Source organism: Pseudacidovorax sp. (assembly GCF_017991995.1).
Taxonomy (GTDB): domain Bacteria; phylum Pseudomonadota; class Gammaproteobacteria; order Burkholderiales; family Burkholderiaceae_C; genus Xenophilus.
Genome location: NZ_JAGOPN010000012.1, coordinates 1 through 20,001, shown reverse-complemented (window position 1 = coordinate 20,001; position 20,001 = coordinate 1). Strand labels below are relative to the sequence as shown.

The 20,001-nt window shown below is 69.1% G+C and carries 18 protein-coding genes; all 18 read right to left on the bottom strand.

What is annotated here, in order from left to right; translation table 11 throughout:
* Window positions 1–11: 11 nt before the first annotated feature.
* Complete coding sequence (locus tag KBC94_RS16700) at window positions 12–3,503, bottom strand: response regulator (RefSeq protein ID WP_294372470.1); 3,492 nt, start codon at window positions 3,501–3,503, stop codon at window positions 12–14.
* Between the two features lie 124 nt (window positions 3,504–3,627).
* Entirely contained in the window at window positions 3,628–4,548 is a 921-nt protein-coding gene (locus tag KBC94_RS16695; protein ID WP_294372465.1) for an alpha/beta hydrolase, read from the bottom strand.
* Between the two features lie 63 nt (window positions 4,549–4,611).
* A complete protein-coding gene (locus tag KBC94_RS16690) occupies window positions 4,612–5,631 on the bottom strand; it encodes a tripartite tricarboxylate transporter substrate binding protein (protein ID WP_294372464.1) in 1,020 nt (339 codons plus the stop codon).
* A 144-nt stretch (window positions 5,632–5,775) separates the two neighbouring features.
* Entirely contained in the window at window positions 5,776–6,168 is a 393-nt protein-coding gene (mnhG, locus tag KBC94_RS16685) for a monovalent cation/H(+) antiporter subunit G (RefSeq protein ID WP_294372462.1), read from the bottom strand.
* Window positions 6,165–6,443 carry a K+/H+ antiporter subunit F gene (locus KBC94_RS16680; RefSeq protein ID WP_294372460.1) on the bottom strand — a complete coding sequence of 93 codons (279 nt, stop codon included), beginning with the start codon at window positions 6,441–6,443 and terminating at the stop codon, window positions 6,165–6,167. Before KBC94_RS16680 ends, mnhG begins: the two co-directional genes overlap by 4 nt.
* A complete protein-coding gene (locus tag KBC94_RS16675; protein ID WP_294372912.1) occupies window positions 6,440–6,931 on the bottom strand; it encodes a Na+/H+ antiporter subunit E in 492 nt (163 codons plus the stop codon). The genes KBC94_RS16680 and KBC94_RS16675 overlap by 4 nt, the downstream gene beginning before the upstream one ends.
* Complete coding sequence (locus tag KBC94_RS16670; RefSeq protein WP_294372458.1) at window positions 6,931–8,640, bottom strand: monovalent cation/H+ antiporter subunit D; 1,710 nt, start codon at window positions 8,638–8,640, stop codon at window positions 6,931–6,933. The genes KBC94_RS16675 and KBC94_RS16670 overlap by 1 nt, the downstream gene beginning before the upstream one ends.
* Window positions 8,637–8,984 (bottom strand): Na+/H+ antiporter subunit C, encoded by a 348-nt coding sequence (locus KBC94_RS16665; protein WP_017761071.1) that lies wholly within the window; start codon window positions 8,982–8,984, stop codon window positions 8,637–8,639. The genes KBC94_RS16670 and KBC94_RS16665 overlap by 4 nt, the downstream gene beginning before the upstream one ends.
* A 1-nt stretch (window position 8,985) precedes the next feature.
* Window positions 8,986–11,952 (bottom strand): monovalent cation/H+ antiporter subunit A, encoded by a 2,967-nt coding sequence (locus KBC94_RS16660; protein ID WP_294372453.1) that lies wholly within the window; start codon window positions 11,950–11,952, stop codon window positions 8,986–8,988.
* A 167-nt stretch (window positions 11,953–12,119) separates the two neighbouring features.
* Entirely contained in the window at window positions 12,120–13,352 is a 1,233-nt protein-coding gene (locus tag KBC94_RS16655) for an alpha/beta hydrolase (protein ID WP_294372451.1), read from the bottom strand.
* 243 nt (window positions 13,353–13,595) lie between these two features.
* Window positions 13,596–14,891, bottom strand: a complete 1,296-nt coding sequence (locus KBC94_RS16650; RefSeq protein WP_294372449.1) for a TRAP transporter large permease subunit — start codon at window positions 14,889–14,891, stop codon at window positions 13,596–13,598.
* Window positions 14,884–15,390 carry a TRAP transporter small permease gene (locus KBC94_RS16645; protein WP_294372448.1) on the bottom strand — a complete coding sequence of 169 codons (507 nt, stop codon included), beginning with the start codon at window positions 15,388–15,390 and terminating at the stop codon, window positions 14,884–14,886. Before KBC94_RS16645 ends, KBC94_RS16650 begins: the two co-directional genes overlap by 8 nt.
* 15 nt (window positions 15,391–15,405) lie before the next feature.
* Window positions 15,406–16,374, bottom strand: a complete 969-nt coding sequence (locus tag KBC94_RS16640; RefSeq protein WP_294372444.1) for a TRAP transporter substrate-binding protein — start codon at window positions 16,372–16,374, stop codon at window positions 15,406–15,408.
* A gap of 152 nt (window positions 16,375–16,526) precedes the next feature.
* The gene (locus KBC94_RS16635; protein ID WP_354321806.1) at window positions 16,527–16,841 is read right to left on the bottom strand and encodes a helix-hairpin-helix domain-containing protein; all 315 of its coding nucleotides are present in this window, start codon (window positions 16,839–16,841) and stop codon (window positions 16,527–16,529) included.
* A gap of 114 nt (window positions 16,842–16,955) precedes the next feature.
* Window positions 16,956–18,110: a lipopolysaccharide assembly protein LapB gene (gene lapB / locus KBC94_RS16630; protein ID WP_294372441.1), complete on the bottom strand. Its 1,155-nt coding sequence runs from the start codon at window positions 18,108–18,110 to the stop codon at window positions 16,956–16,958.
* On the bottom strand, window positions 18,100–18,417 hold the full coding sequence (locus KBC94_RS16625) for a lipopolysaccharide assembly LapA domain-containing protein (protein WP_234194829.1): 318 nt from the start codon (window positions 18,415–18,417) through the stop codon (window positions 18,100–18,102). Before KBC94_RS16625 ends, lapB begins: the two co-directional genes overlap by 11 nt.
* A 168-nt stretch (window positions 18,418–18,585) precedes the next feature.
* The gene (locus KBC94_RS16620; protein WP_017761062.1) at window positions 18,586–18,876 is read right to left on the bottom strand and encodes an integration host factor subunit beta; all 291 of its coding nucleotides are present in this window, start codon (window positions 18,874–18,876) and stop codon (window positions 18,586–18,588) included.
* A 60-nt stretch (window positions 18,877–18,936) separates the two neighbouring features.
* Window positions 18,937–20,001: 30S ribosomal protein S1 (locus tag KBC94_RS16615; RefSeq protein WP_294372437.1), on the bottom strand; the 1,065-nt coding region annotated here is incomplete at its 5' end.

Sequence of the window (20,001 nt, the reverse complement as noted above, 5' to 3'; positions counted from 1 at the left end):
GGGGCGGGCGCTCACAGGCGCTCCATGTGCGGCATCCACACCCGCAGCAGCGAGAACAGCCGGTCCAGGTCGATGGGCTTGGCCAGGTAGTCGCTGGCGCCGGCGGCCAGGCACTGTTCCTGGTCGTCCTTCATGGCCTTGGCGGTGACGGTGATGACCGGCAGCTTGCGAAAGCGCGGGTCGCTGCGCAGGCGGCGCGTGGCCTCCAGGCCATCCATCTCCGGCATCATGACATCCATCAGCACCAGGTCGATGTCGGGCACCGCGTCGAGCTTGTGCAGCGCCTCGCGGCCGTTGCGGGCCACCTCGATCTTGGCGCCGCGCTGCTCCAGCGCGCTGGTGAGGGCGAAGATGTTGCGCACGTCGTCGTCCACCAGCAGGATGCGCCGGCCTTCGAACACGCGGTCGCGCTCGCGGGCCGTGCGCAGCATGCTCTGCCGCTCGGCCGACAGCTGCGACTCCACCTTGTGCAGGAACAGCGTCACTTCGTCCAGCAGCCGCTCGGGCGAGCGCGCGCCCTTGATGATGATCGAGCGCGAATAGCGCAGCAGCTCGGCCTCCTCGTCGCGCGTAAGGTTGCGGCCGGTGTAGACGATGACGGGCGGGAAGGAGCAGATCTCTTCCGACGACATGCGCTGCAGCAGTTCGCCGCCCTGCATGTCGGGCAGGCGCAGGTCGGTGATCATGCAGTCGAAGACGCGCTCGCGCAGCAGCGCGAGGGCTTCCTCGCCGGTGCCGACGGCGGTGATGGCCACGTCGTCGTCGCCGATCAGGTGCACCACGCTCTCGCGCTGCACATCGTCGTCCTCCACCAGCAGCACCTGCTTGACCTTCTGGGCCAGGCGCGCCTCCAGCCGCGAGAACACGGCCTGCAGCTGCTCGCGCGTGGTGGGCTTGAGTGCATAGCCTACGGCGCCCATGTGCAGCGCCGCCTCGGCCTGGTCCTGCGCCGAGACCACGTGCACCGGGATGTGGCGGGTGCCCGCATCGTCCTTGAGCTGCTGCAGCACGGCCAGGCCGGAGCTGTCGGGCAGGCGCATGTCCAGCAGGATGGCGTGCGGCTGCAGCTCCTGCGCCAGCGCGAACCCGTCGGCGGCCCCGTGGGCCACCAGGCAGCGCCAGCCGTATTCGTGCGCCAGGTCGTACAGGATGCGGGCGAACTGCGGCTCGTCCTCGATCACCAGCACGCGCCGGACGTCCTCCGCCAGCTGGTCGCGGTCGTCCGCGAAGGTGGGGGCGGGCGCTGGCTGGGGTGCCGGCGGCGCGGCCTGCGCCGGGGCGGCCAGCGGGGCCAGCGCGACGGGCGCTGCGGCCGTGCTGCTGCGCGGCAGCGGCGCGGCGTCGTCGCCCTCCAGGCGCTGCGCGATGTCGGCGGGCAGGCTCAGCGTGAAGGTGCTGCCCTGGCCCAGTTCGCTGCTCACGGTGAGGGTGCCGCCCATCAGGCGCGTCAGGTCGCGCGAGATCGAGAGCCCCAGCCCCGTGCCGCCGTATTTGCGGCTGGTGGTGCCGTCGGCCTGGTGGAAGGCCTCGAAGATCAGCGCCTGCTGGTCCGGGGCGATGCCGATGCCCGAGTCGCGCACGTCGAAGCGCACGCCGCCCTGCGGGCCTGGCTGCACGCTCAGCAGCACCTCGCCCCGGTCGGTGAACTTGATGGCGTTGGACAGCAGGTTCTTGAGGATCTGCTCCACGCGCTGACGGTCCGAGATGAGGTGCGTCGGCGCGTCGGGCGAGAGCTCGATGCGCAGCGCGAGCGACTTGTTCTGCGCCAGCGGCGTGAAGGTGGACTGCAGCGATTCCACCAGGCGCGCCACCGGCAGGTATTCGGCATGGATGTCAAGCCGGCCGGCCTCGACCTTGGCGATGTCCAGCACGTCGTTGATCAGCGTGAGCAGGTCGTTGCCCGAGTCATGGATCGACCGTGCGAAGCGCACCTGCTCCTCGCTCAGATTGCCCAGGCTGTTGTCGGCCAGCAGCTTCGACAGGATCAGCGCACTGTTGAGCGGGGTGCGCAGCTCGTGCGACATGTTGGCCAGGAACTCGGACTTGTAGCGGCTGGCGCGGGCGAGGGCGTCGGCACGTTCCTCCAGGTCGGACTGGGCGCGGCGCAGCGCGGCATTGCGCTGGTCGAGCTGCTCGGTGCGCTCGGCCAACTGGCTGTTGATCTGCTCCAGCTCGGCCTGCTGGTTCTCGAGGTTGACCTGGCTTTCGGTGAGCGCGCGGGACTGCTCCTCCAGCTCCTCGTTGGCGGTGCGCAGCTCTTCCTGCTGCACCTGCAGTTCCTCGTTGAGCTGCTGCGTCTCGGCCAGCACCTGCTGCAGGCGCTCGCGGTAGCGCGCGGCCGCCATGGAACTGCCGGCGTCGTCGGCCACGCCGCGCAGCAGTTCCAGCTCGCGCGGGGAGGGCGAGGCGAGCAGGCCCAGTTCGACGACCCCGTTGACCTGGCCCTCGTGCGAGATCGGCAGCAGCAGCACGGTGTGCGGCGGGGCTTCGCCCAGGCCCGAGCTCACGCGCAGGTAGCCGGGCGGCACTGGCGTGATGTCCATCAACTCGCCGCGCGCGGCGGCCTGGCCCACCAGGCCTTCGCCGGGCAGGAAGCTCTGCGAGGCGGCCTCGGACTCGCGTGAGAAGCCATAGCTGGCCACACGGCGAAGGCTGCCGTCGGTGTCGTGTACGTAGACGGCGCCCACGGCGCTGCGCAGGTGCTGGGCGCAGAACTCCAGCACCTGGCGGCCCAGGTTCTGCGCCGTCAACTGGCCCACGGTGCGGCTGGCCAGTTCGTTCTGGGCGCCGCGCAACCAGGCCTGCGCCTCCATGCGTTCGGAATGATCGGCCTGCTCGGCCAGTGCCTGGCCATAGCGGTCGGACAGATGCAGCATCTGCCGGCGGCCGAGGATGGACAGCACCACGCTGATCAGGACGCTCAGCAGCAGGTAGCCGGCCACCACGCCCACGGCGGCGCGGTTGGCGCTGCGGTTGCGCTCGGCGCGAAGGGCCTGTTCGGTGGCGAGGAAGGCATCCAACGTGGAGCGCGATTCGTCGGCGATGCGCTTGCCGCGGCCGGACTGCAGGCGCTCGCCGATGTCCTCGCCGCGCTGTTTGGACTCCACCACGTCGTCGGCATAGCTCTCCCACGCCCGCTGCAGCTCGTCGAGCTTGGTGGCACGGCCGACCTGCTGAGGGTTGTCGGCCACCAGCACGCGCAGCTCGCCCAGCAGGGCGTGGGCGCGGGTGCGCGCCGCGTCGGTGGGCTGGAGGAAGGCGCCGTTGCCCGTCAGCAGGTAGCCGCGCACGGCGGCCTGCATGTCGGCCTGCAGCAGCTGGGTCTCGGTGGCGGTGCGGGTGACCCGGTCCGTGTGCTCCACCCAGCTGATGACCGACAACAGGTAGCCGATGAGCGCCACGAAGACGACCGCCCCCAGGGCACCCAGCAGCAGGGGCAGCTTGACGTTGCGGCTGAGCAGGCGGCGGAACTCATCGTTGGCGATGGCAGGGCGTCGGTCCATGGGTGGGGCTTGGTCGGAGCAAAACCGACCGAGTCTGCCCGAGGACGTGCCCGGGGGGTGTCGGAAAACGCCGCTTATGCCAAGACCGGCGGGCGCTGGCCGACCACCTTGGCGCCGCCCGCGTTCATGACGGCTGGAAGAAGTCTTCGATCAGCGCCGCCACCTGGTCCGGCTGGTCGTGATGCAGCATGTGGCCCGCGTCCTCCACCCGGGCGGTGCGCAGTTCGCGCAGCACCTCCAGGCGCCGGTGGAATTCGTCGAGGGTGTAGCGGCCGTTCCACCAGCCGTGCAGGCTGTCGTCGCTGGCCACCACGGCCAGCACCGGCGCGGTGATGGCGGCATAGAGGGCCAGCGTCTCGTCCACGCGGAAGATGTTGGCGTTGATCACCTTGTGCGCGGCATCGCCCTGGATCTCCCAGCGCTCGCTGCCATCCTCCTGGCGCACCGGCCGGGCCCACTGCCGGGCCAGCCAGTCGGCCTTGTCCTGCGACAGCCGGGGGTTGGTCTTCATCAGGCGGCGCGCTACGCCATCGGGCGTGCTGTAGCCCGACAGGCGCATGCCGCCTTCATGCAACTGCCTGTTCTCGTCGATCCAGCGCGCGTAGCGCCTGGGCGCCTCGTCGGGCGCATAGGCGGGCATGCCGAATCCCTCGAGATTGACCAGCCGCCGGATGCGGCCCGGTCGCACGCCCGCATAGTGCATCGCGACGTTGCCGCCCATGCTGTGGCCGACCAGGTCGACGGCGCGGTCGGCGGCGTAGTGGTCGAGCAGCCAGTCGAGGTCGGCCAGGTAGTCGGGCATCCAGTAGTTGTCGACGTCGCCGCCGCCGGTCTGGCCGAAGCCGCGCCAGTCGGGCGCGATGACGAAGCGCTCCTGCGCCAGGGCATCGATGACGAACTGCCAGGAGGCCGCCACATCCATCCAGCCGTGCAGCAGCACCAGGGGCGGACGCGTCAGCGAGGGCGTGCCCCAGGTGAGCACGTGGTAGCGCAGGTTGCGCACGGGAACGAAGTCGGACTGCGGCAGGCGGCGGGGAGCGTACATGGGCGGCGATCATAGAAAGGCGCCCGCCAGCGGGCAGTCCGCCACCGGACACGTCCACCGCCGTCAGGCGGCCTTGATCCCGCGCATCAGGATGACGCCGCCGAGCGTGGTGGTGTCGCTGCGGATGCGTCGCGCGAGCGCCTCGGGCGTGCCGCCGCGGGCCTGCCAGCCGGCCTTGAGCAGGGCCTCGCTCACCTCGGGGGTGCGCAGCACCGTCTGCAGCGCGCCATTGAGCCGTGCGATGGCCGTTGGCGACTGCCCGGCCGGCGCGGCCAGGGCCGTCCAGATCTCCAGGTCCGCGCCGCGCACGTCGGCCTCGCGCAGCGTGGGCATCTCGCCCGTCAGGGGGCTGCGCTCGGGCGCGGTGATGCCGATGGCCTTGAGCCGCCCCTGGCGGATGTGCGGCAGCGCCAGCCCCGGCGGCAGCAGGGCCAGCTGGATCTGGTTGGCCAGCATGGCCTCGATCACCTGCGGATTGCCGGCAAAGCCCTGGTACTGCGCGCGGATGCTGGTGCGCATCTTCAGCAGCTCCATACCCAGGTGGCCGACGGTGCCGTTGCCGGGCGTGCCGTAGCGGGCATCGGTGCCCAGGTTGCGGGCCCACAGCAGCAGCTCGTCCGGCCGGGTGCCCTGGGCCTGCGCCGTGACCGCCAGCACCAGCGGTGCGGTGCCGATCAGGCCGACCGGGGCGAAGTCGGTCTCGGGGTCGAAGGGCACGGCAGCGTCCAGCAGCCGGGCGATGGTGAGGTTGCCGTTGATCAGCGCGCCGAGGGTGTGGTCGTCGCGGGCCTTGGCCACCGCGTTGGCGGCGATGTTGCCGCTGGCACCGGGCTTGTTCTCGACACCCACGGTCTGGCCGAGCAGCCGCGCCAGCGGATCGGCCACGATGCGTGCCGCGATGTCGGGCGAGGAATTGGGCGGAAATCCCACCAGCAGCTTCACGGGCCGGGTGGGCCAGCTGGCGCCGCCATCCGGCGCTATGGCGGGTCGGGGCGACTTGGTGCCGGATTGCGCCCAGGCCGGCAGGCAAGCGCTGGCCGCCAGGGCGGCACAGGAATGGAGCAGGCGGCGCTTGTCGACCATGAACGTGTCCGAGATTGACTAAAGTTACAAGACGTTAACGGACTCGCTGCCGCCGCGCAAGGCGGGCTTGCCGGGCTGGTATCGACGTGCTGCGGGTGGCGAGGCGTCTGCACAACGCGCAGTGCCGCGCGCCCGCTGACGGGGTCAATCCGGCGTCTTGTCGAGCTGGACCGTGACCGGGGCGCCGTCTTCGCTGCGCGTGGCGGCTGGTGGCGGCACGTCGCCGCCCTTCTGGCGTTCGCGGAACAGCGCAGCCCGCGTCAGGAAGATGGTGGTGATCGGCGCCGTCAGCGCCACGAACATCGCGATCAGCGCCGCGTGCAGGAACAGGTGCGAGCCCTGCGCCGAGAAGTACACCGCCGTGGCCAGGGAGATCGACCACACCCCGGCGGTCGCGCCCAGCGTGGGCGTGTGGATGCGGCGGAAGAAGCTGGGCATGCGCACCAGACCGAAGGAGCCGATGGCGGCAAAGCCGGCGCCCACCACCACCAGGAGGGCCGTGAGTGCCTCGGCCCACAAAGGCAGCGGTCCGCTCATTCGATCACCTCGCCGCGCAACAGGAACTTGGCCAGCGCCGTCGTGCCCACGAAGCCGAACAGCGCGATCAGCATCGCCGCTTCGAAGTAGACGGCGCTGGAGTAGACGATGCCCAGCGTCAGCATCATCAGCATGCCGTTGATGTAGAGGCAGTCGAGCGCCATCACCCGGTCCTGCGCCGTCGGGCCCATCAGCAGCCGCGCCAGCGCGCACAGCATGGCGACGGCCAGGAGGAACAACGCGCCCTTGAGCGCCCAGAACAAGAGTGGCGTCATGACTCGAAGATCTCCATCAGCACGGTCTCGTAGCGCAGCTTGATGCGCTCGATCAGGTCGCTTTCGTCGTCCACGTCGAAGACGTGCAGCAGCAGCTGGCTGCGGTCGACCGCCAGCTCGGCCCAGGCCGTGCCGGGCGTCAGGCACAGGATCATCGCCAGCACGGCCAGGCCGTTGGGGTCGCGCAGGTCCAGCGGCACGCGCACGAAGGCCGAATGGATCTGCGGCGTCCGGCGGGTGAGCAGGGCGCGCGCCACGCCCAGCGCCGACACCAGCAGGTCGGCCATCACCAGGCGCAGGAGCCGCAGCGCCGCCAGCGGGCGGCGCATGCGCACTGTCGCCGGCCGCAGGCCCTTGGTGAGCAGCGGCACCGCCACCGCGAGCACCGCACCCAGCAGCATGGTGGCCGGATGCAGCGACTGGTTCAGCAGCAGCCATACCACCCACAGTGCCATGGTGAGCGGGGGCGAGGGAATCAGGCGTCGCATCATGGCCGGACCTCCGCCCGCCCGGTGGTCGTCGGACCGGCCTTCTGGGTGGCCGCGAACACGGCGGCACGGTAGTCGCGGGTGTCGGCCAGGTTGGCGGCGGTGGCCTGGGCGTGCAGGAGCACCGGGCCGGCACCGACCGCCAGGGCGATGCACGCGGCCAGCAGGCCCGCCACCGGCAGCACCTCCAGTGCACGCAGCGCCGGCAGCGAGCCCTGTGTGTGGGTCCAGAAATGCCGGATGCCGCTGCGCGAGAACGCGACCAGCGTCATGAAGCCCGAGACCAGCAGCAGGCCCATGAAGGCCCAGCCCCAGCGGCTGACCTGCTGGGCGTCCAGCAGGCCCGACAGCATGGCGAACTTGCCGATGAAGCCGGGCAGCGGCGGCAGCCCGGCCAGCAGCAGCACGCAGCACACGAAGGCCAGGCCCAGGAAGGCGACGCCGGCCGGGATGGCGCGGCCATACAGCGCCTGCGCCTCGTCGTCCAGGTTGACGTCGTCCAGGGCCTGCAGGTCCTCGGTCAGGAAGGGCGTGGTCGCGGCCGATTCGTGGGGCGCGATGCTGTGGCCGGCGTTGCGCCAGCGCTCGATCATGTCGATCAGCAGGAAGAGGGCGCTGGCCGCCAGCGTGGATCCGAGCAGGTAGTAGAGCGCGCCGGCCCAGACGCCTTCCTGCCCCAGCCCGACGGCAGCCAGCAGCGTGCCGGCCGACACCACCACCGCGAAGCTCGCCAGGTGCGACAGCCGCTGCGAGCCGAGCAGCCCCAGCGAGCCGACGGTCAGCGTGGCCAGCCCCAGGCCGATGATCACCGGCTGGCCATACAGCGCCGAGTCGCCCGCGTCGGGGCCGAAGAACAGCGTCCAGGTGCGCAGCACCACGTACACGCCCAGCTTGGTCAGCAGCGCGAAGACGGCGCTCACGGGCGACACCGCCGCGCTGTAGCCGGGCACCAACCAGAAATTCAGTGGCCAGGCGCCGGCCTTGGCGAAGAAGGCGGCGGCCAGGATGGCGACGCCGGCATGCAGCAGCCCCCGGTCGGCCGGTGCCACCTCGGCAATGCGCTGGCTCAGGTCGGCCAGGTTGAGCGTGCCGGTCACGCCGTACAGCATGGCTGCGCCGATCAGGAACAGCGACGAGGCCGCCAGGTTGATGGCGATGTAGTGCAGGCCAGCGCGCACGCGCAGGGCGCCGGAGCCATGCAGCAGCAGCCCGTACGACGCCGCCAGCATGACCTCGAAGAACACGAACAGGTTGAAGAGGTCGCCCGTGAGGAAGGCGCCGTTCAGGCCCATCAGCTGCAGTTGGAGCAGCGGATGGAAGTGCACACCGGCCCGGTCCCAGCGCGAGGTGGAATAGATCGAGGCTGCGAAGGCCACCACGCCCGTCAGCGCCACCATCATGGACGACAGGCGGTCGGCCACCAGCACGATGCCGAAGGGTGCGGCCCAGTTGCCGGGCAGGTAGACGCCGATGGAGCCCGGGCCACCGCCGGTGTCGGGCGTGTTCACCCAGCGCAGCAGGGCGAGCGCCACCAGCAGGCCGAACAGGCCGGAGATGACCGTGAGTGCCGACTTGGCGCGCCGGCGCTGCTCGCCCATCAGCAGCATCAGCGCGGCCGTGAGCAGTGGCAGCAGGATGGGCGCCGCCACCAGGTGCGGCATGGTGGCGTCGAGCAGTCGGTCGAGCAGCGCGAGGATTTCGTTGCTCATGTCTCCTCCCGCTCCTGGCCGTCCACGTGGTCGGTGTCCGAGATGCCGCGCGAGGCCAGCATCACCACCAGGAAGAGCGCCGTCATGGCGAAGCCGATCACGATGGCCGTCAGCACCAGGGCCTGCGGCATGGGGTCGGCCGTGTTCTGCAGCGTGGCCTCCACGCCCTTGCGCAGCACCGGCTCGCTGTCGACCTTGAGCCGGCCCATGCTGAAGATGAACAGGTTGACGGCATACGAGATGAGCGTCAGGCCCATGATCACCTGGAAGGTCCGAGGGCGCACCAGCAGGTACACGCCCGACCCGGTGAGCACGCCGATGGCGATGGCGAGAACGGCTTCCATGTCAGACGGCTCCGCCAGTGATGCGGATGGCCTCGGCATTCGCAGCTTCGAGGGCGGCCCTGGCCGCGGCCTTTTCTTCCTGCTCCTCGGCCCAGCGGTGGCTGCGGATGGACTGGTGCGCCAGGGCGGTGAGGATCAGCAGCGTGGCGCCGAGCACCAGCGCGAAGACGCCGATGTCGAAGAACATGGCGCTGGGCACGTGCAACTCGCCCAGCACCGGCAGCGTGACATGGGCCGTGTGGGTGGTCAGGAAGGGATAGCCCATCGCGATGGCGCCGGCGCCCGTGGCCAGCGCGATGAGCAGGCCCAGGGCGATCCAGCGCCGCGGGTAGATCCGCAGGTGCTCCTCCGTCCAGGCCGCGCCCGAGACGATGAACTGCAGCATCAACGCGGCCGACATCACCAGCCCGGCCACGAAGCCGCCGCCCGGCTGATTGTGGCCGCGCATGAAGAAGTACACCGACACCATGGCCGCCAGCGGCAGCAGCAGGCGCACCAGCACGGCGGGCACCATCAGGTAGCCGATGGCCGTGTCCGTGGCGCGGCGCGGATTGACGAGGTCGGTGCCGCCCTGGTCCTGCTGCACCCGCTGTTGCGGCGGCAGCGCCATTGCCTCGGCGGCCGGGCGGAAGCGCCGCAGCAGCGCATAGACCGTCAGCGCCACGATGCCCAGCACGGTGATCTCGCCGAAGGTGTCGAAGCCGCGGAAGTCGACCAGCATCACGTTGACCACGTTGGTGCCGCCGCCCTCGGGCAGGGCGCGTTCCAGGAAGAAGGGGGAGATGCTCTGCGGAAAGGGCCGGGTCATCATGTACCAGGCCAGCGCCGCCATGCCGCAGCCAGCCACCGTGGCCAGCAGCAGGTCGCGCCCGCGGCGGCCCCAGGGGCGCATGCGCTCGCGCGGGGGCTGGACTTCGGCCTTGCGCATCGGCAGCCAGCGCAGGCCCAGCAGGATGAGCAGGGTGGTCACCGTCTCGACCACCAGTTGCGTCAGCGCCAGGTCGGGCGCCGAGAACCAGATGTAGGTGATGCAGCTCACCAGCCCCGCCCCGGAGGCCAGCATCAGCGAAGCGAGCCGGTGGAACTTGGCCTGCCAGGCGGCCGCGACCGCGCAGGTGCAGCCGATGACCCAGGTCATCAGGAACATGGGCGAGAAGGGCAGGCGCTGGCGGCTGCCCGTGTCGGCAGGCGCCAGCCACAGCGAGGCGCCCGCGCCGAGCACCGCCACCATCACCAGCAGGAGCAACTGCGGCTGCAGCCGGTTGGTCGAGAGCACGCGCCGGCCATTGCGTCCGAGCTGGGACAGGCGCGCCAGCAGGTTCTCGAAGATGCGCTGGCCGTCGAACATCCAGATCACCGGCGTGCGGTTCAGGCCGCCATGCGCCCGGCTGCGACGCTGCATCAGATAGATGGCGGCGCCGCCCGCCAGCGCCACGACGCTCATGGCCAGAGGCAGGTTGAAGCCGTGCCAGACCGCGAGGCTGTATTCGGGGAGCGTGCCGCCGACCACCGGCGCCGCGGCCGTCGCCAGGAAGGCGCCCACCGACCAGGCTGGCACCACGCCGACGACCAGACACAGCAGCACCAGGAACTCGACCGGCACCCGCATCCAGTGGGGGGGCTCGTGCGGCGGCTTGGGCACCTCGGTGTCGCAGCGCGGGCCGAAGAAGACGTCGAAGACGAAGCGTGCCGAATAGGCCACGCTGAAGGCGCCGGCGAGGGTGGCGAGCACGGGCAGCGCGATTTCCAGCCAGGGCGCGCCGTCGAGGAACACCGTCTCGGCGAAGAACATCTCCTTCGACAGGAAGCCGTTGAGCAGCGGCACGCCGGCCATGGAGGCGCTGGCGATGATGGCCAGCGCGCCGGTGATGGGCATGGACTTGAGCAGCCCGCTCAGCCGGCTGATGTCGCGGGTGCCGGTCTCGTGGTCGATGATGCCGGCGGCCATGAACAGCGACGCCTTGAACGTGGCGTGGTTCATCACATGGAAGACCGCCGCCACGGCGGCCAGCGGGCTGTTCATGCCCAGCAGCAGCGTGATGAGGCCCAGGTGCGAGATCGTCGAATAGGCCAGCAGCGCCTTCAGGTCGCGCTGGAACATGGCGACATAGCCACCCAGCAGCAGCGTGAAGGCGCCCGCGCCGCCCACCAGCCAGAACCACAGGTCGGTGCCCGACAGCACCGGCCACAGGCGCGCCATGAGGAACACACCCAGCTTCACCATGGTGGCCGAATGCAGGTAGGCCGACACCGGCGTGGGCGCCGCCATGGCGCGCGGCAGCCAGAAGTGGAAGGGGAACTGCGCGCTCTTGGTGAAGGCGCCCAGCAGCAGCAGCACCAGCGCCAGCGGATAGAGCGGATCGGCCCGTACCACGTCGCCCGAATTCAGCACCACGTCCAGTTCGTAGCTGCCCGCGATGCGGCCCAGCAGCAGCACGCCTGCCAGAAGGCAGAGGCCGCCCGCGCCGGTGACAGTCAGCGCCATGCGAGCGCCGCGGCGGGCGTCGCGGCGGTGGTGCCAGTAGCCGATCAGCAGGAAGGAGAACAGGCTGGTCAGCTCCCAGAACAGCACCAGCTGGATCAGGTTGCCCGACAGCACCACACCCACCATCGCGCCCATGAAAGCGAGGAAGAAGGCGAAGAAGCGGGGCACCGGGTCCGAGGAGGACATGTAGTAGCGCCCGTAGAGCACCACCAACGCCCCGATGCCGAGCACCAGCATGCAGAACAGCCAAGCCAGACCGTCCATGCGCCAGGACAGGTCGACGCCCAGGGTGGGGATCCACCGATGGCCTTCTTGCAGCACCTCGCCGGCGGCGAGCGCCGGGAACTGCCAGGCGGCGAAGACGGCACAGCCCAGGGCCGTGAATCCCGCGATGGCCGCCCCTCGGTTGCGGGCGTCGGACGGCATCATGGCCGCCAGCGCACTGGCCAGGAAAGGGAGGAGGACGAGGGCGACCAGGGGCATCTCAATCGATTCTATCGACCGACCTTCCCACCTCCATTGCAAAAACCTCTGCATGGCGGCCGGTCTTTGGAGGACTCGGCCCCATGTCGCCGTAGGCGTTTTTCAAGGCGCTGCGGGCCCGCCCGCGCACAGGCTCCCGCGCCCGGCGGCATGTGCCGTCGCGACGATCAGCGGCCGGTGTCGAACCAGGCCTTCCACTGCGGCACGGCCGTGGCAAAGGTGCCCCGGTGCGTGGTCTTGCCGGTGGAGACGGCCTCGACCATCGGATTGCCGGCGCCCAGCGCCTGCGCATACGTTTGTGCCATGCGGCCCACGCCCACCGTGATCGCCTCGTCGGTTTCGCCGTAGTAGTTGCGCACCGGGGACTTGATCACCCAACGGTACGACTGCGTGGCGGCGATGAGCTTGCCGAAGGCGGAGTCCGCGAAATAGTGCGGATCGAAATACTCCGCCTTCAGCAGCTTGTGCAGGTCGCTGGGGATGTCGGCCGCGTTGAAGGGTTGGCGTTCGTAGGCCTTGCGGGCGGCGTCGTAGTAGGGCTCGTTGATCAGCGAACGGGCGAGGCCGGGGACGCCGTAGTAGTTCTCGTACGAGAAGGCTGACAGGATGAAGATGCTGTTGAGCCAGACCGCGTCGAAGGGCCGCGGGTAGCTCAGGAAGCCGCTCATCGCCACACCCAGGTCCAGCGGGGCGCTGGCCGTCGCGGCGCCGTCGACCTTCACGCCCGAGCGCTCCAGCTTCTCCAGCAGCGCCATGGTGACGAAGCCGCCCTGCGACCAGCCGGCCAGGTAGAGCTTGCTGGACTGCCGGCCCAGGTCGGCCATCACGCCCTTGGCGGCCACCAGGAAGTCGAAGCAGGCCTGCTGGTGGCTGGCCTTGACCAGGTAGCCCTCGGGCTCGGTGGAGATGCCCATGCCGAAGTAGTCCGCGCCCACCACCGCATAGCCTTGCCCGGCGAATTGGGCAATCATGAGCTGGGTCTCGGGCGACTGCTCCGGGAAGCCGGGCACTTCCTGGCGGCCGTACACCGTGCCATGCTGGTACGAGACCACCGGCAGCGTGGCGCCAGCGTTGTCGGGGAGCGCCAGCAGGCCCGAAGCGCGTATCGGCTTGTTGCCCTTCTCCGGAACGACCGAGTCATAGCTGATGCGGTAGAGCCGGACTCCCGTGCGGGCTGGCGTGTAGGAAACGGTGATGCCGGCGAACTTCGGCGTATCGGTGCTCAGGATGGTGTTGAGCCGGTTGACGTCCCATTGGCCGATCAATTCGTACTGCACGTTGCCGGCGATGGTCTTCGCGGACGGCGTTGGCGCCGCGACCGGCGCCTGGGCATGTGCGGGCAAGATTGCCGCGGCGGCCAAAAAGCCGGCCAAGAGCAAGGGCTTCAAGAACTTGAACATAGGGATCCTCCTGTTGGACGTGGTGATGCGGCGGGGCCGCATCGCTCGTCACATTCAGCCGCAGGAGGGACGGGCACACCGTTCCGGGGCCCATGCTTGCTCCCACCGCAACCCTCCCAGGTTGTTTCTGAATGTGCTAACTCTTAACTGGAGGTAAAAGCGTAGTCCAAGCAAAGCAGGCGAGCAAGGTCAGGTCCGGCGGTTGCGGCGAAGTCGCAACAGGCGCGGCCGACGCTGCCCGCTCTACATCTGGCGCGGCAACCAGGTGACCAGCGCCGGGAAGGCATAGATGATCAGCACCGCCAGCACCATGAGCAGGAACATCGGCAGGGTGACCCGCGCGATGTAGAGCAGGTCCCTGCCGGTCATGCCTTGCAGCACGAAGAGGTTGAAGCCCACCGGCGGCGTGATCTGCGCCATCTCCACCACCAGCACGATGAAGATGCCGAACCAGATCGGATCGATGCCGGCTGCCGTCACGGTGGGCATGATCACGCCCATCGTCAGCACCACCATCGAGATGCCGTCCAGGAAGCAGCCCAGCACGATGTAGAACACGGCCAGGATCAGCACGAGCTGGAATCGGCTGAGACCGAGCGAGCCGATCCATTCCGCCAGGTGGCGCGGCAGGCCGACATAGCCCATGGCCAGCGTCAGGAAGGCGGCGCCGGCCAGGATCAGCGCCATCATGCAGTAGAGGCGGGTCGCGCCCAGCAGCGAATCCTTGAAGGTCTGCCAACGGAGGGAGCCCTGGGCGGCCGAGATCACCAGCGCGCCCAGCACGCCCACGGCGGCTGCTTCGGTCGCGGTGGCGATGCCGGCGTAGATCGAGCCCAGCACGGCAAGGATGAGCAGCGTCACAGGGATCAGGCTGCGCGATGCAGCCAGCTTCTCGGCGAAGCGCATCCGGCCGTCTGGCGCGGGCACCTGGTCCGGATGCAGCAGGGCCCAGACCGCGATGTAGCCCGAGAACAGCAGCGCCAGCAGCACGCCCGGCACGACGCCGGCGATGAACAGGCGGGCGATCGACACATCCGCCGCCACGCCGTAGACGATCATGATGATCGAGGGCGGGATCAGCAGCCCCAGCGTGCCGGCGCCGGCGAGCGTGCCGATGACCATGTCCTGCGGGTAGCCGCGGCGGCCCAGCTCCGGCAGGGTCATCTTGCCGATGGTGGCGCAGGTGGCGGCGCTGGAGCCCGAGACGGCCGCGAAGATCGCGCAGCCCACCACGTTGGTGTGCAGCAGCCGCCCGGGCAGGCGCTGCATCCAGGGCGACAGGCCCTTGAACATGTCCTGCGACAGCCGTGTTCGAAAGAGGATCTCGCCCATCCAGACGAAGAGCGGCAGCGCGGTGAGCGTCCAGCTCGACGCAGAGCCCCAGATCGTCACGGCCATGGCGTCTCCCGCCGGGCGGGAGGTGAAGAGCTGCATGGCGATCCACGCCACGCCCGACAGCGTCAGGCCGATCCAGACGCCGCTGCCGAGGATGAGGAACAGCGCCAGGATCAGCAGGCCGGCAATGCCGAGGTCACTCATGGCGCAGCATCTCCCCGTCGGTCTCGCGCACGCGTCCGCGCCACTCCAGCACGCATTCGTCCAGCGCCGCGATGGCGAAGGTGACCGTGCCGATCGCCATCGACAGCTGCGGCAGCCACAGTGGCGTGGCGTCGTTCGAGGTGGACATGTCGTTGAACTCGTACGACTGCAGGACCAGCCGCACGCTGTAGAAGGCGAAGAGTGCGGCGAGCGCCGCGCTGGCCAGTGCCGCCCACCGCTCCAGCCAGCGGCGCGGCGTGACGCCCATGGCCGTGAGCACGAGCGTCACGCGGATGTGCTCGCCCTTCTTCAGCGTATGGGCCAGCGCCAGGAAGCCGGTGCCGGCCATCAGGTAGCCGGCGTAGGCATCGATGCCCGGCACGTTGAAGTGCAACTGCCGCGCGAGGATGGAGGTGAGCACCGCGAGCAGCAGGCCCACCATGGAAAGCGCCGCCAGGCCGGCGGCGGCGTCGTAGAGGGCGTCCAGGGCCTTTCGCATCGCCGGCGCCGGAGGTCACATCTTGCGGTAGGCGTCGAGCACTGCCTGGCCGTCTGCGCCCGCCTTCTCCGACCACTCCTTGATCATCGTGTCGCCGACCTTCTTCATGTCGGCCTTGAGCTGGGCGGACGGCACATGGATGGCCATGCCGTTCTTCTTGAGGAGGTCGAGGTATTCCTGCGTCTTGGCCTTGGAGACCTCCCAGCCGCGCTTCTCGGCGTCGGCGCCAGCCTTGAGCAGGGCATCCTGGCTGGGCTTGTCCAACGCATCGAAGGCCTTCTTGTTCACCAGCACGGCGTTCTTGGGCAGCCAGGCCTGCGTGTCGTAGAAGTTTTTGATGTACTCGTAGGTCTTGGTGTCGTAGCCCGTGGAGCCGGAGGACATGTACGACTCCACCACGCCCGTGGCCATGGCCTGCGACAGCTCGGCCTGCTGCACCGTCACCGGCTGGGCGCCCACCAGCTCCGCGATGCGGGCGGTCGCCGGGCTGTAGGCGCGCCACTTCACGCCCTTGAGGTCGGCCGCCGAGGCGATGGGCTTGTTGATGAAGATGCCCTGCGGCGGCCAGGGCACGGTGTAGAGCAGCACGATGCCCTGTTCCGCCAGCTTCTTGGAGAGCACCGGCTTCTGCGCCTGGTAGAGCTTCCAGGCGGCGTCGTAGCTGTCGGCCAGGAAGGGGATGCCATCCACGCCGAAGACCTGCCACTCGTTCTGGAAGTTCACCAGCAGGATCTCGCCCATCTGCGCCTGGCCGCCTTGCACCGCGCGCTTGATCTCGGGTGCCTTGAACAGCGAGGCGTTGGAGTGCACGGTGATCTTGAGCTTGCCGCCGGTGGCCTGGTCCACCTCGCCCGCGAACTTGGCCAGGTTCTCCGTGTGGAAGTTGCTCGGCGGATAGGCCGTGGGCAGATCCCACTTGACCTGGGCGGACGCGGCGGTCGCAAGGGCGAACGTGGCCAGTGCGAGGCTGGACTTGAACTTCATGAATGAACGCTCCGACTGTTGTTGAAGATATGGAAATCCAGGATACGTGCAAATATCAGGCCACCGGCTGGGGGTTTGTCTGGCCGCATGCCGGTGCAAAAACGACAAGGCCGCCCAAAGGCGGCCCTGGTCTGAGCGATGTGGCCTCGTTCCTATTTCTTCTTGCTGGCGGCTTCCTTGGCCGGGGCACCGGCACCGTCGAAGGGCTTGCCGCCCACGGTCATGCCGGCGGCCGACAGCTTGGCGGCGGACTTGCTCTTGATGCCCTTCACGCGGGCCATGAGGTCGGACCAGTCCTTGAACTCCCCCTGCTTGCGCGCGTCGACGATGCGCTGCGACATGGCCGGCCCCACGCCCGGCAGCGCGTCGAGCTCGGCGGCGCTGCCCTTGTTGACGTCGACGGCGGCGAAGGCGCCCAGGGCCGACAGGCCCAGCACCAAGGATGCGACGAGCTTCTTGATCATCATGAATTTCCTCCTGAATGTGATTGGAATGCGCTGCGCATTGCGCGCAGCCCGACCATCAGAATTCAGGCGGACGGAGGCTGTCAATGCATCCAGTGCCGGCGCGCGTGAAGCGCGTCACAGTTCCTCGACGCGACGGGGTGGATAGCTGTCCCAGGCCTGGCAGCCCGGGCAGTGCCAGAAGTACTGGTGGGCCTCGAAGCCGCACGCGGCGCAGCGGTAGCGCATCTGCGGACGGGCCACCTGGTCCAGCGCGCGCTGCACCGGCGGATGCGTGCGTGCATCGTCGCGCAGGGTTTCGCCGGCCAGCCAGCGGGAGGCGGCCAGCAGCGAGCCCGGCTGGCGGGCCAGATGCTCCAGGTAGCGGTCGCGTGGCGCGTCGCCGCCGGTGGCTTCCAGCGCCATGAGGGCTTCGAGCACATCGATGGATGGCTCGGCTTCGTAGCGGGTCCGCAGCAGGTCTGCGGCCGCGGCCTGTTCGCCGGCGGCCTGTGCCGCCTGCTGCAGCGCGGCCGCGTAAAGCGGCAGGGCCAGCGGCGCCGTGCGGCTGAGTTCCGACAACGTGGTCCAGGCTTCCATGGCCCGTCCCTGACGCAGTTGCAGTGCCGCGGTGTCGATGGCCGGGCGGGGCGCGTCGGGCGCAAGCTGTGCCGCCTGCTGGAGCAGGTGCAGCGCCGCGTCCGCATCGCCGCGGGCGCTGTGCTCCGCCGCCTGCTCGCACAGGTGATGGGCACGCCGGGCGGCGTAGCTCGCCTGGTCGGAGGCATCGAGCTTGGTCGCCACGGCCTCGGCCTGCGCCCATTCGCGCGAGCGTTCGTAGATGGCGAGGAGGGCGAGCCGGGACTCGTTCTCGTAGCGCGTGCCTTCCAGCTTCTGCAGCGCCGTCTCGGCCCGGTCGAGCAGGCCGGCGCTCAGGAAATCCTGCGCCAGCGCATGCTGGGCGCGGTCGCGGTCGGCGCGGTTGAGATCGGCCCGCGACAGCAGGTGCTCGTGCACGCGTACCGCGCGCTGGTACTCGCCCCGGCGGCGGAACAGGTTGCCGAGGGCGAAGTGCAGCTCCTGCGTGTCGGGGTCGTTCTGGACCGCCTCGATGAAAGCGTCGATGGCCTGGTCCTGCTGTTCGTTGAGCAGGAAGTTCAGGCCGCGGAAGTAGGCCTTGGGCGCCTGCCGGTTCTCGAAGCGCAGTTGGCGCAGGTCCAGGCGCGAGGCCAGCCAGCCCAGCACGAAGGCCAGGGGCAGGCCCAGCAGCAGCCAGCTCAGGTCAAAGTCCATGGCGTCGGGCGTGGGAGGGTTCTGCCACCGGGGGCGGGGTCAGCGGCACATCTGCCACACCGTCCGGGGGCGCCGGCGGCTGGCGCAACGCAGCGGCCGCCGAGCGATGGCGCCACCACCCGGGCAGCATGCCGAGCGCACCGACCACCAGGCCGGCGGCGAAGGCCGCGAGCACCACCAGCACCAGCGGCCCGCGCCAGGAGGTGCCGAAGAAGAAGTGCACGGTGGTCTCGTGCTGGTTGTTCAGCGCGAAGGCGAACAGGGTAAAAAAAATGGCTGCCTTGAGCAGCCACAGGAGGTATTTCATCGCCAGGCCACTCCGGTGCGAACTGCGGTCCGGTGAGGGGGCAGCGGCCACACGAAGCAGGGCGCGTGAAGGCAATATCTCGTCATGAAGGTCCCGATGGCGGGACGATTCTAAGTAGGAGGCCTTGGCCCATCCGCCCCCATAAAGGACGAAGGGCCGCGGCTTGGCTCATGCCTCGCTCGAACGGTCCACGGCTTCGCGCAGGGCCTTGCCCGGCTTGAAGTGCGGCACGCGCTTCTCGGGGATCTGCACGCTTTCGCCTGAACGCGGGTTGCGGCCCAGGCGAGGCGGGCGGCGGCTCACCGAAAAGCTGCCGAAGCCGCGGATCTCGATGCGATGCCCCCGCACCAGCGCGTCGCTCATGGCGTCAAGAATGGTCTTGACGGCCTGCTCGGCATCGCGGTGCGTGAGCTGCGCAAAGCGGGCGGCGAGTTCTTCGACCAGATCGGAACGTGTCATTGCTGGCACACGGCGGGTTCAGGCGTCTGCACCCCTGCGACCCGCCGCGATCCGGGTCGATTACTTGTCGCTGCCGTCCAGCTTGGCACGCAGCAGGGCGCCCAGGCTGGTGGTGCCGGCGTTCTCGCGGGCCGACTGCTGGTTCAGGCTGGCCATGGCTTCCTGCTGGTCGACCATGTCCTTCTGGCGGATCGACAGCTGGATGCTGCGGTTCTTGCGGTCCACGTTGGTGACCACGGCCGTGACTTCGTCGCCTTCCTTCAGCACGTTGCGGGCATCTTCCACGCGGTCGCGGGAGATTTCCGAAGCGCGCAGGTAGCCGACGACGTCGCCGCCCAGGTCGATCTCGGCGCCACGGGCGTCCACGGTCTTGACCTTGCCGGTCACGATCTGGCCCTTGTCATTGACGGACGAGAAGGTGGTGAACGGGTCGCCGTCCAACTGCTTGATGCCCAGGCTGATGCGCTCGCGGTCCACGTCGACGGCCAGCACGATGGCTTCGACTTCCTGGCCCTTCTTGTAGTTGCGCACGGCGGTCTCGCCAGCTTCGTTCCACGACAGGTCGGACAGGTGCACCAGACCGTCGATGCCGGCAGCCAGACCCACGAACACGCCGAAGTCGGTGATCGACTTGATCGGGCCCTTGACGCGGTCGCCGCGCTTGGTGTTCTGCGCGAATTCCTGCCAGGGGTTGGCCTTGCACTGCTTCATGCCCAGGCTGATGCGGCGCTTGTCCTCGTCGATTTCCAGGACCATGACTTCCACTTCGTCGCCCATGGAGACGATCTTGTTGGGAGCCACGTTCTTGTTGGTCCAGTCCATCTCGGACACGTGCACCAGGCCTTCGATGCCCGGCTCGAGTTCGACGAATGCGCCGTAGTCGGCGATGTTCGTGACCTTGCCGAACAGACGCGTGCCCTGCGGGTAGCGGCGCGACACGCCCAGCCACGGGTCGTCGCCCATCTGCTTGAGGCCCAGCGAGACGCGGTTCTTCTCGGTGTCGAACTTGAGGATCTTGGCGGTGATTTCCTGGCCGGCCTGAACGACTTCGCTCGGGTGGCGGACACGGCGCCAGGCCATGTCGGTGATGTGCAGCAGGCCGTCGATGCCGCCGAGGTCGACGAA

Bases quoted from the DNA above. Each gene is read 5' to 3' on its own strand.
- KBC94_RS16655 (WP_294372451.1), bottom strand. From the start codon at position 13,352: ATGTTCAAGTTCTTGAAGCCCTTGCTCTTGGCCGGCTTTTTGGCCGCC.
- lapB (WP_294372441.1), bottom strand. From the start codon at position 18,110: ATGGACTTTGACCTGAGCTGGCTGCTGCTGGGCCTGCCCCTGGCCTTC.
- KBC94_RS16650 (WP_294372449.1), bottom strand. From the start codon at position 14,891: ATGAGTGACCTCGGCATTGCCGGCCTGCTGATCCTGGCGCTGTTCCTC.
- KBC94_RS16700 (WP_294372470.1), bottom strand. From the start codon at position 3,503: ATGGACCGACGCCCTGCCATCGCCAACGATGAGTTCCGCCGCCTGCTC.
- KBC94_RS16620 (WP_017761062.1), bottom strand. From the start codon at position 18,876: ATGACACGTTCCGATCTGGTCGAAGAACTCGCCGCCCGCTTTGCGCAG.
- KBC94_RS16675 (WP_294372912.1), bottom strand. From the start codon at position 6,931: ATGCGACGCCTGATTCCCTCGCCCCCGCTCACCATGGCACTGTGGGTG.
- KBC94_RS16625 (WP_234194829.1), bottom strand. From the start codon at position 18,417: ATGAAATACCTCCTGTGGCTGCTCAAGGCAGCCATTTTTTTTACCCTG.
- KBC94_RS16670 (WP_294372458.1), bottom strand. From the start codon at position 8,640: ATGAGCAACGAAATCCTCGCGCTGCTCGACCGACTGCTCGACGCCACC.
- KBC94_RS16640 (WP_294372444.1), bottom strand. From the start codon at position 16,374: ATGAAGTTCAAGTCCAGCCTCGCACTGGCCACGTTCGCCCTTGCGACC.
- KBC94_RS16690 (WP_294372464.1), bottom strand. From the start codon at position 5,631: ATGGTCGACAAGCGCCGCCTGCTCCATTCCTGTGCCGCCCTGGCGGCC.
- mnhG (WP_294372462.1), bottom strand. From the start codon at position 6,168: ATGAGCGGACCGCTGCCTTTGTGGGCCGAGGCACTCACGGCCCTCCTG.
- KBC94_RS16695 (WP_294372465.1), bottom strand. From the start codon at position 4,548: ATGTACGCTCCCCGCCGCCTGCCGCAGTCCGACTTCGTTCCCGTGCGC.
- KBC94_RS16680 (WP_294372460.1), bottom strand. From the start codon at position 6,443: ATGACGCCACTCTTGTTCTGGGCGCTCAAGGGCGCGTTGTTCCTCCTG.
- KBC94_RS16665 (WP_017761071.1), bottom strand. From the start codon at position 8,984: ATGGAAGCCGTTCTCGCCATCGCCATCGGCGTGCTCACCGGGTCGGGC.
- KBC94_RS16660 (WP_294372453.1), bottom strand. From the start codon at position 11,952: ATGCCCCTGGTCGCCCTCGTCCTCCTCCCTTTCCTGGCCAGTGCGCTG.
- KBC94_RS16645 (WP_294372448.1), bottom strand. From the start codon at position 15,390: ATGCGAAAGGCCCTGGACGCCCTCTACGACGCCGCCGCCGGCCTGGCG.
- KBC94_RS16635 (WP_354321806.1), bottom strand. From the start codon at position 16,841: ATGATGATCAAGAAGCTCGTCGCATCCTTGGTGCTGGGCCTGTCGGCC.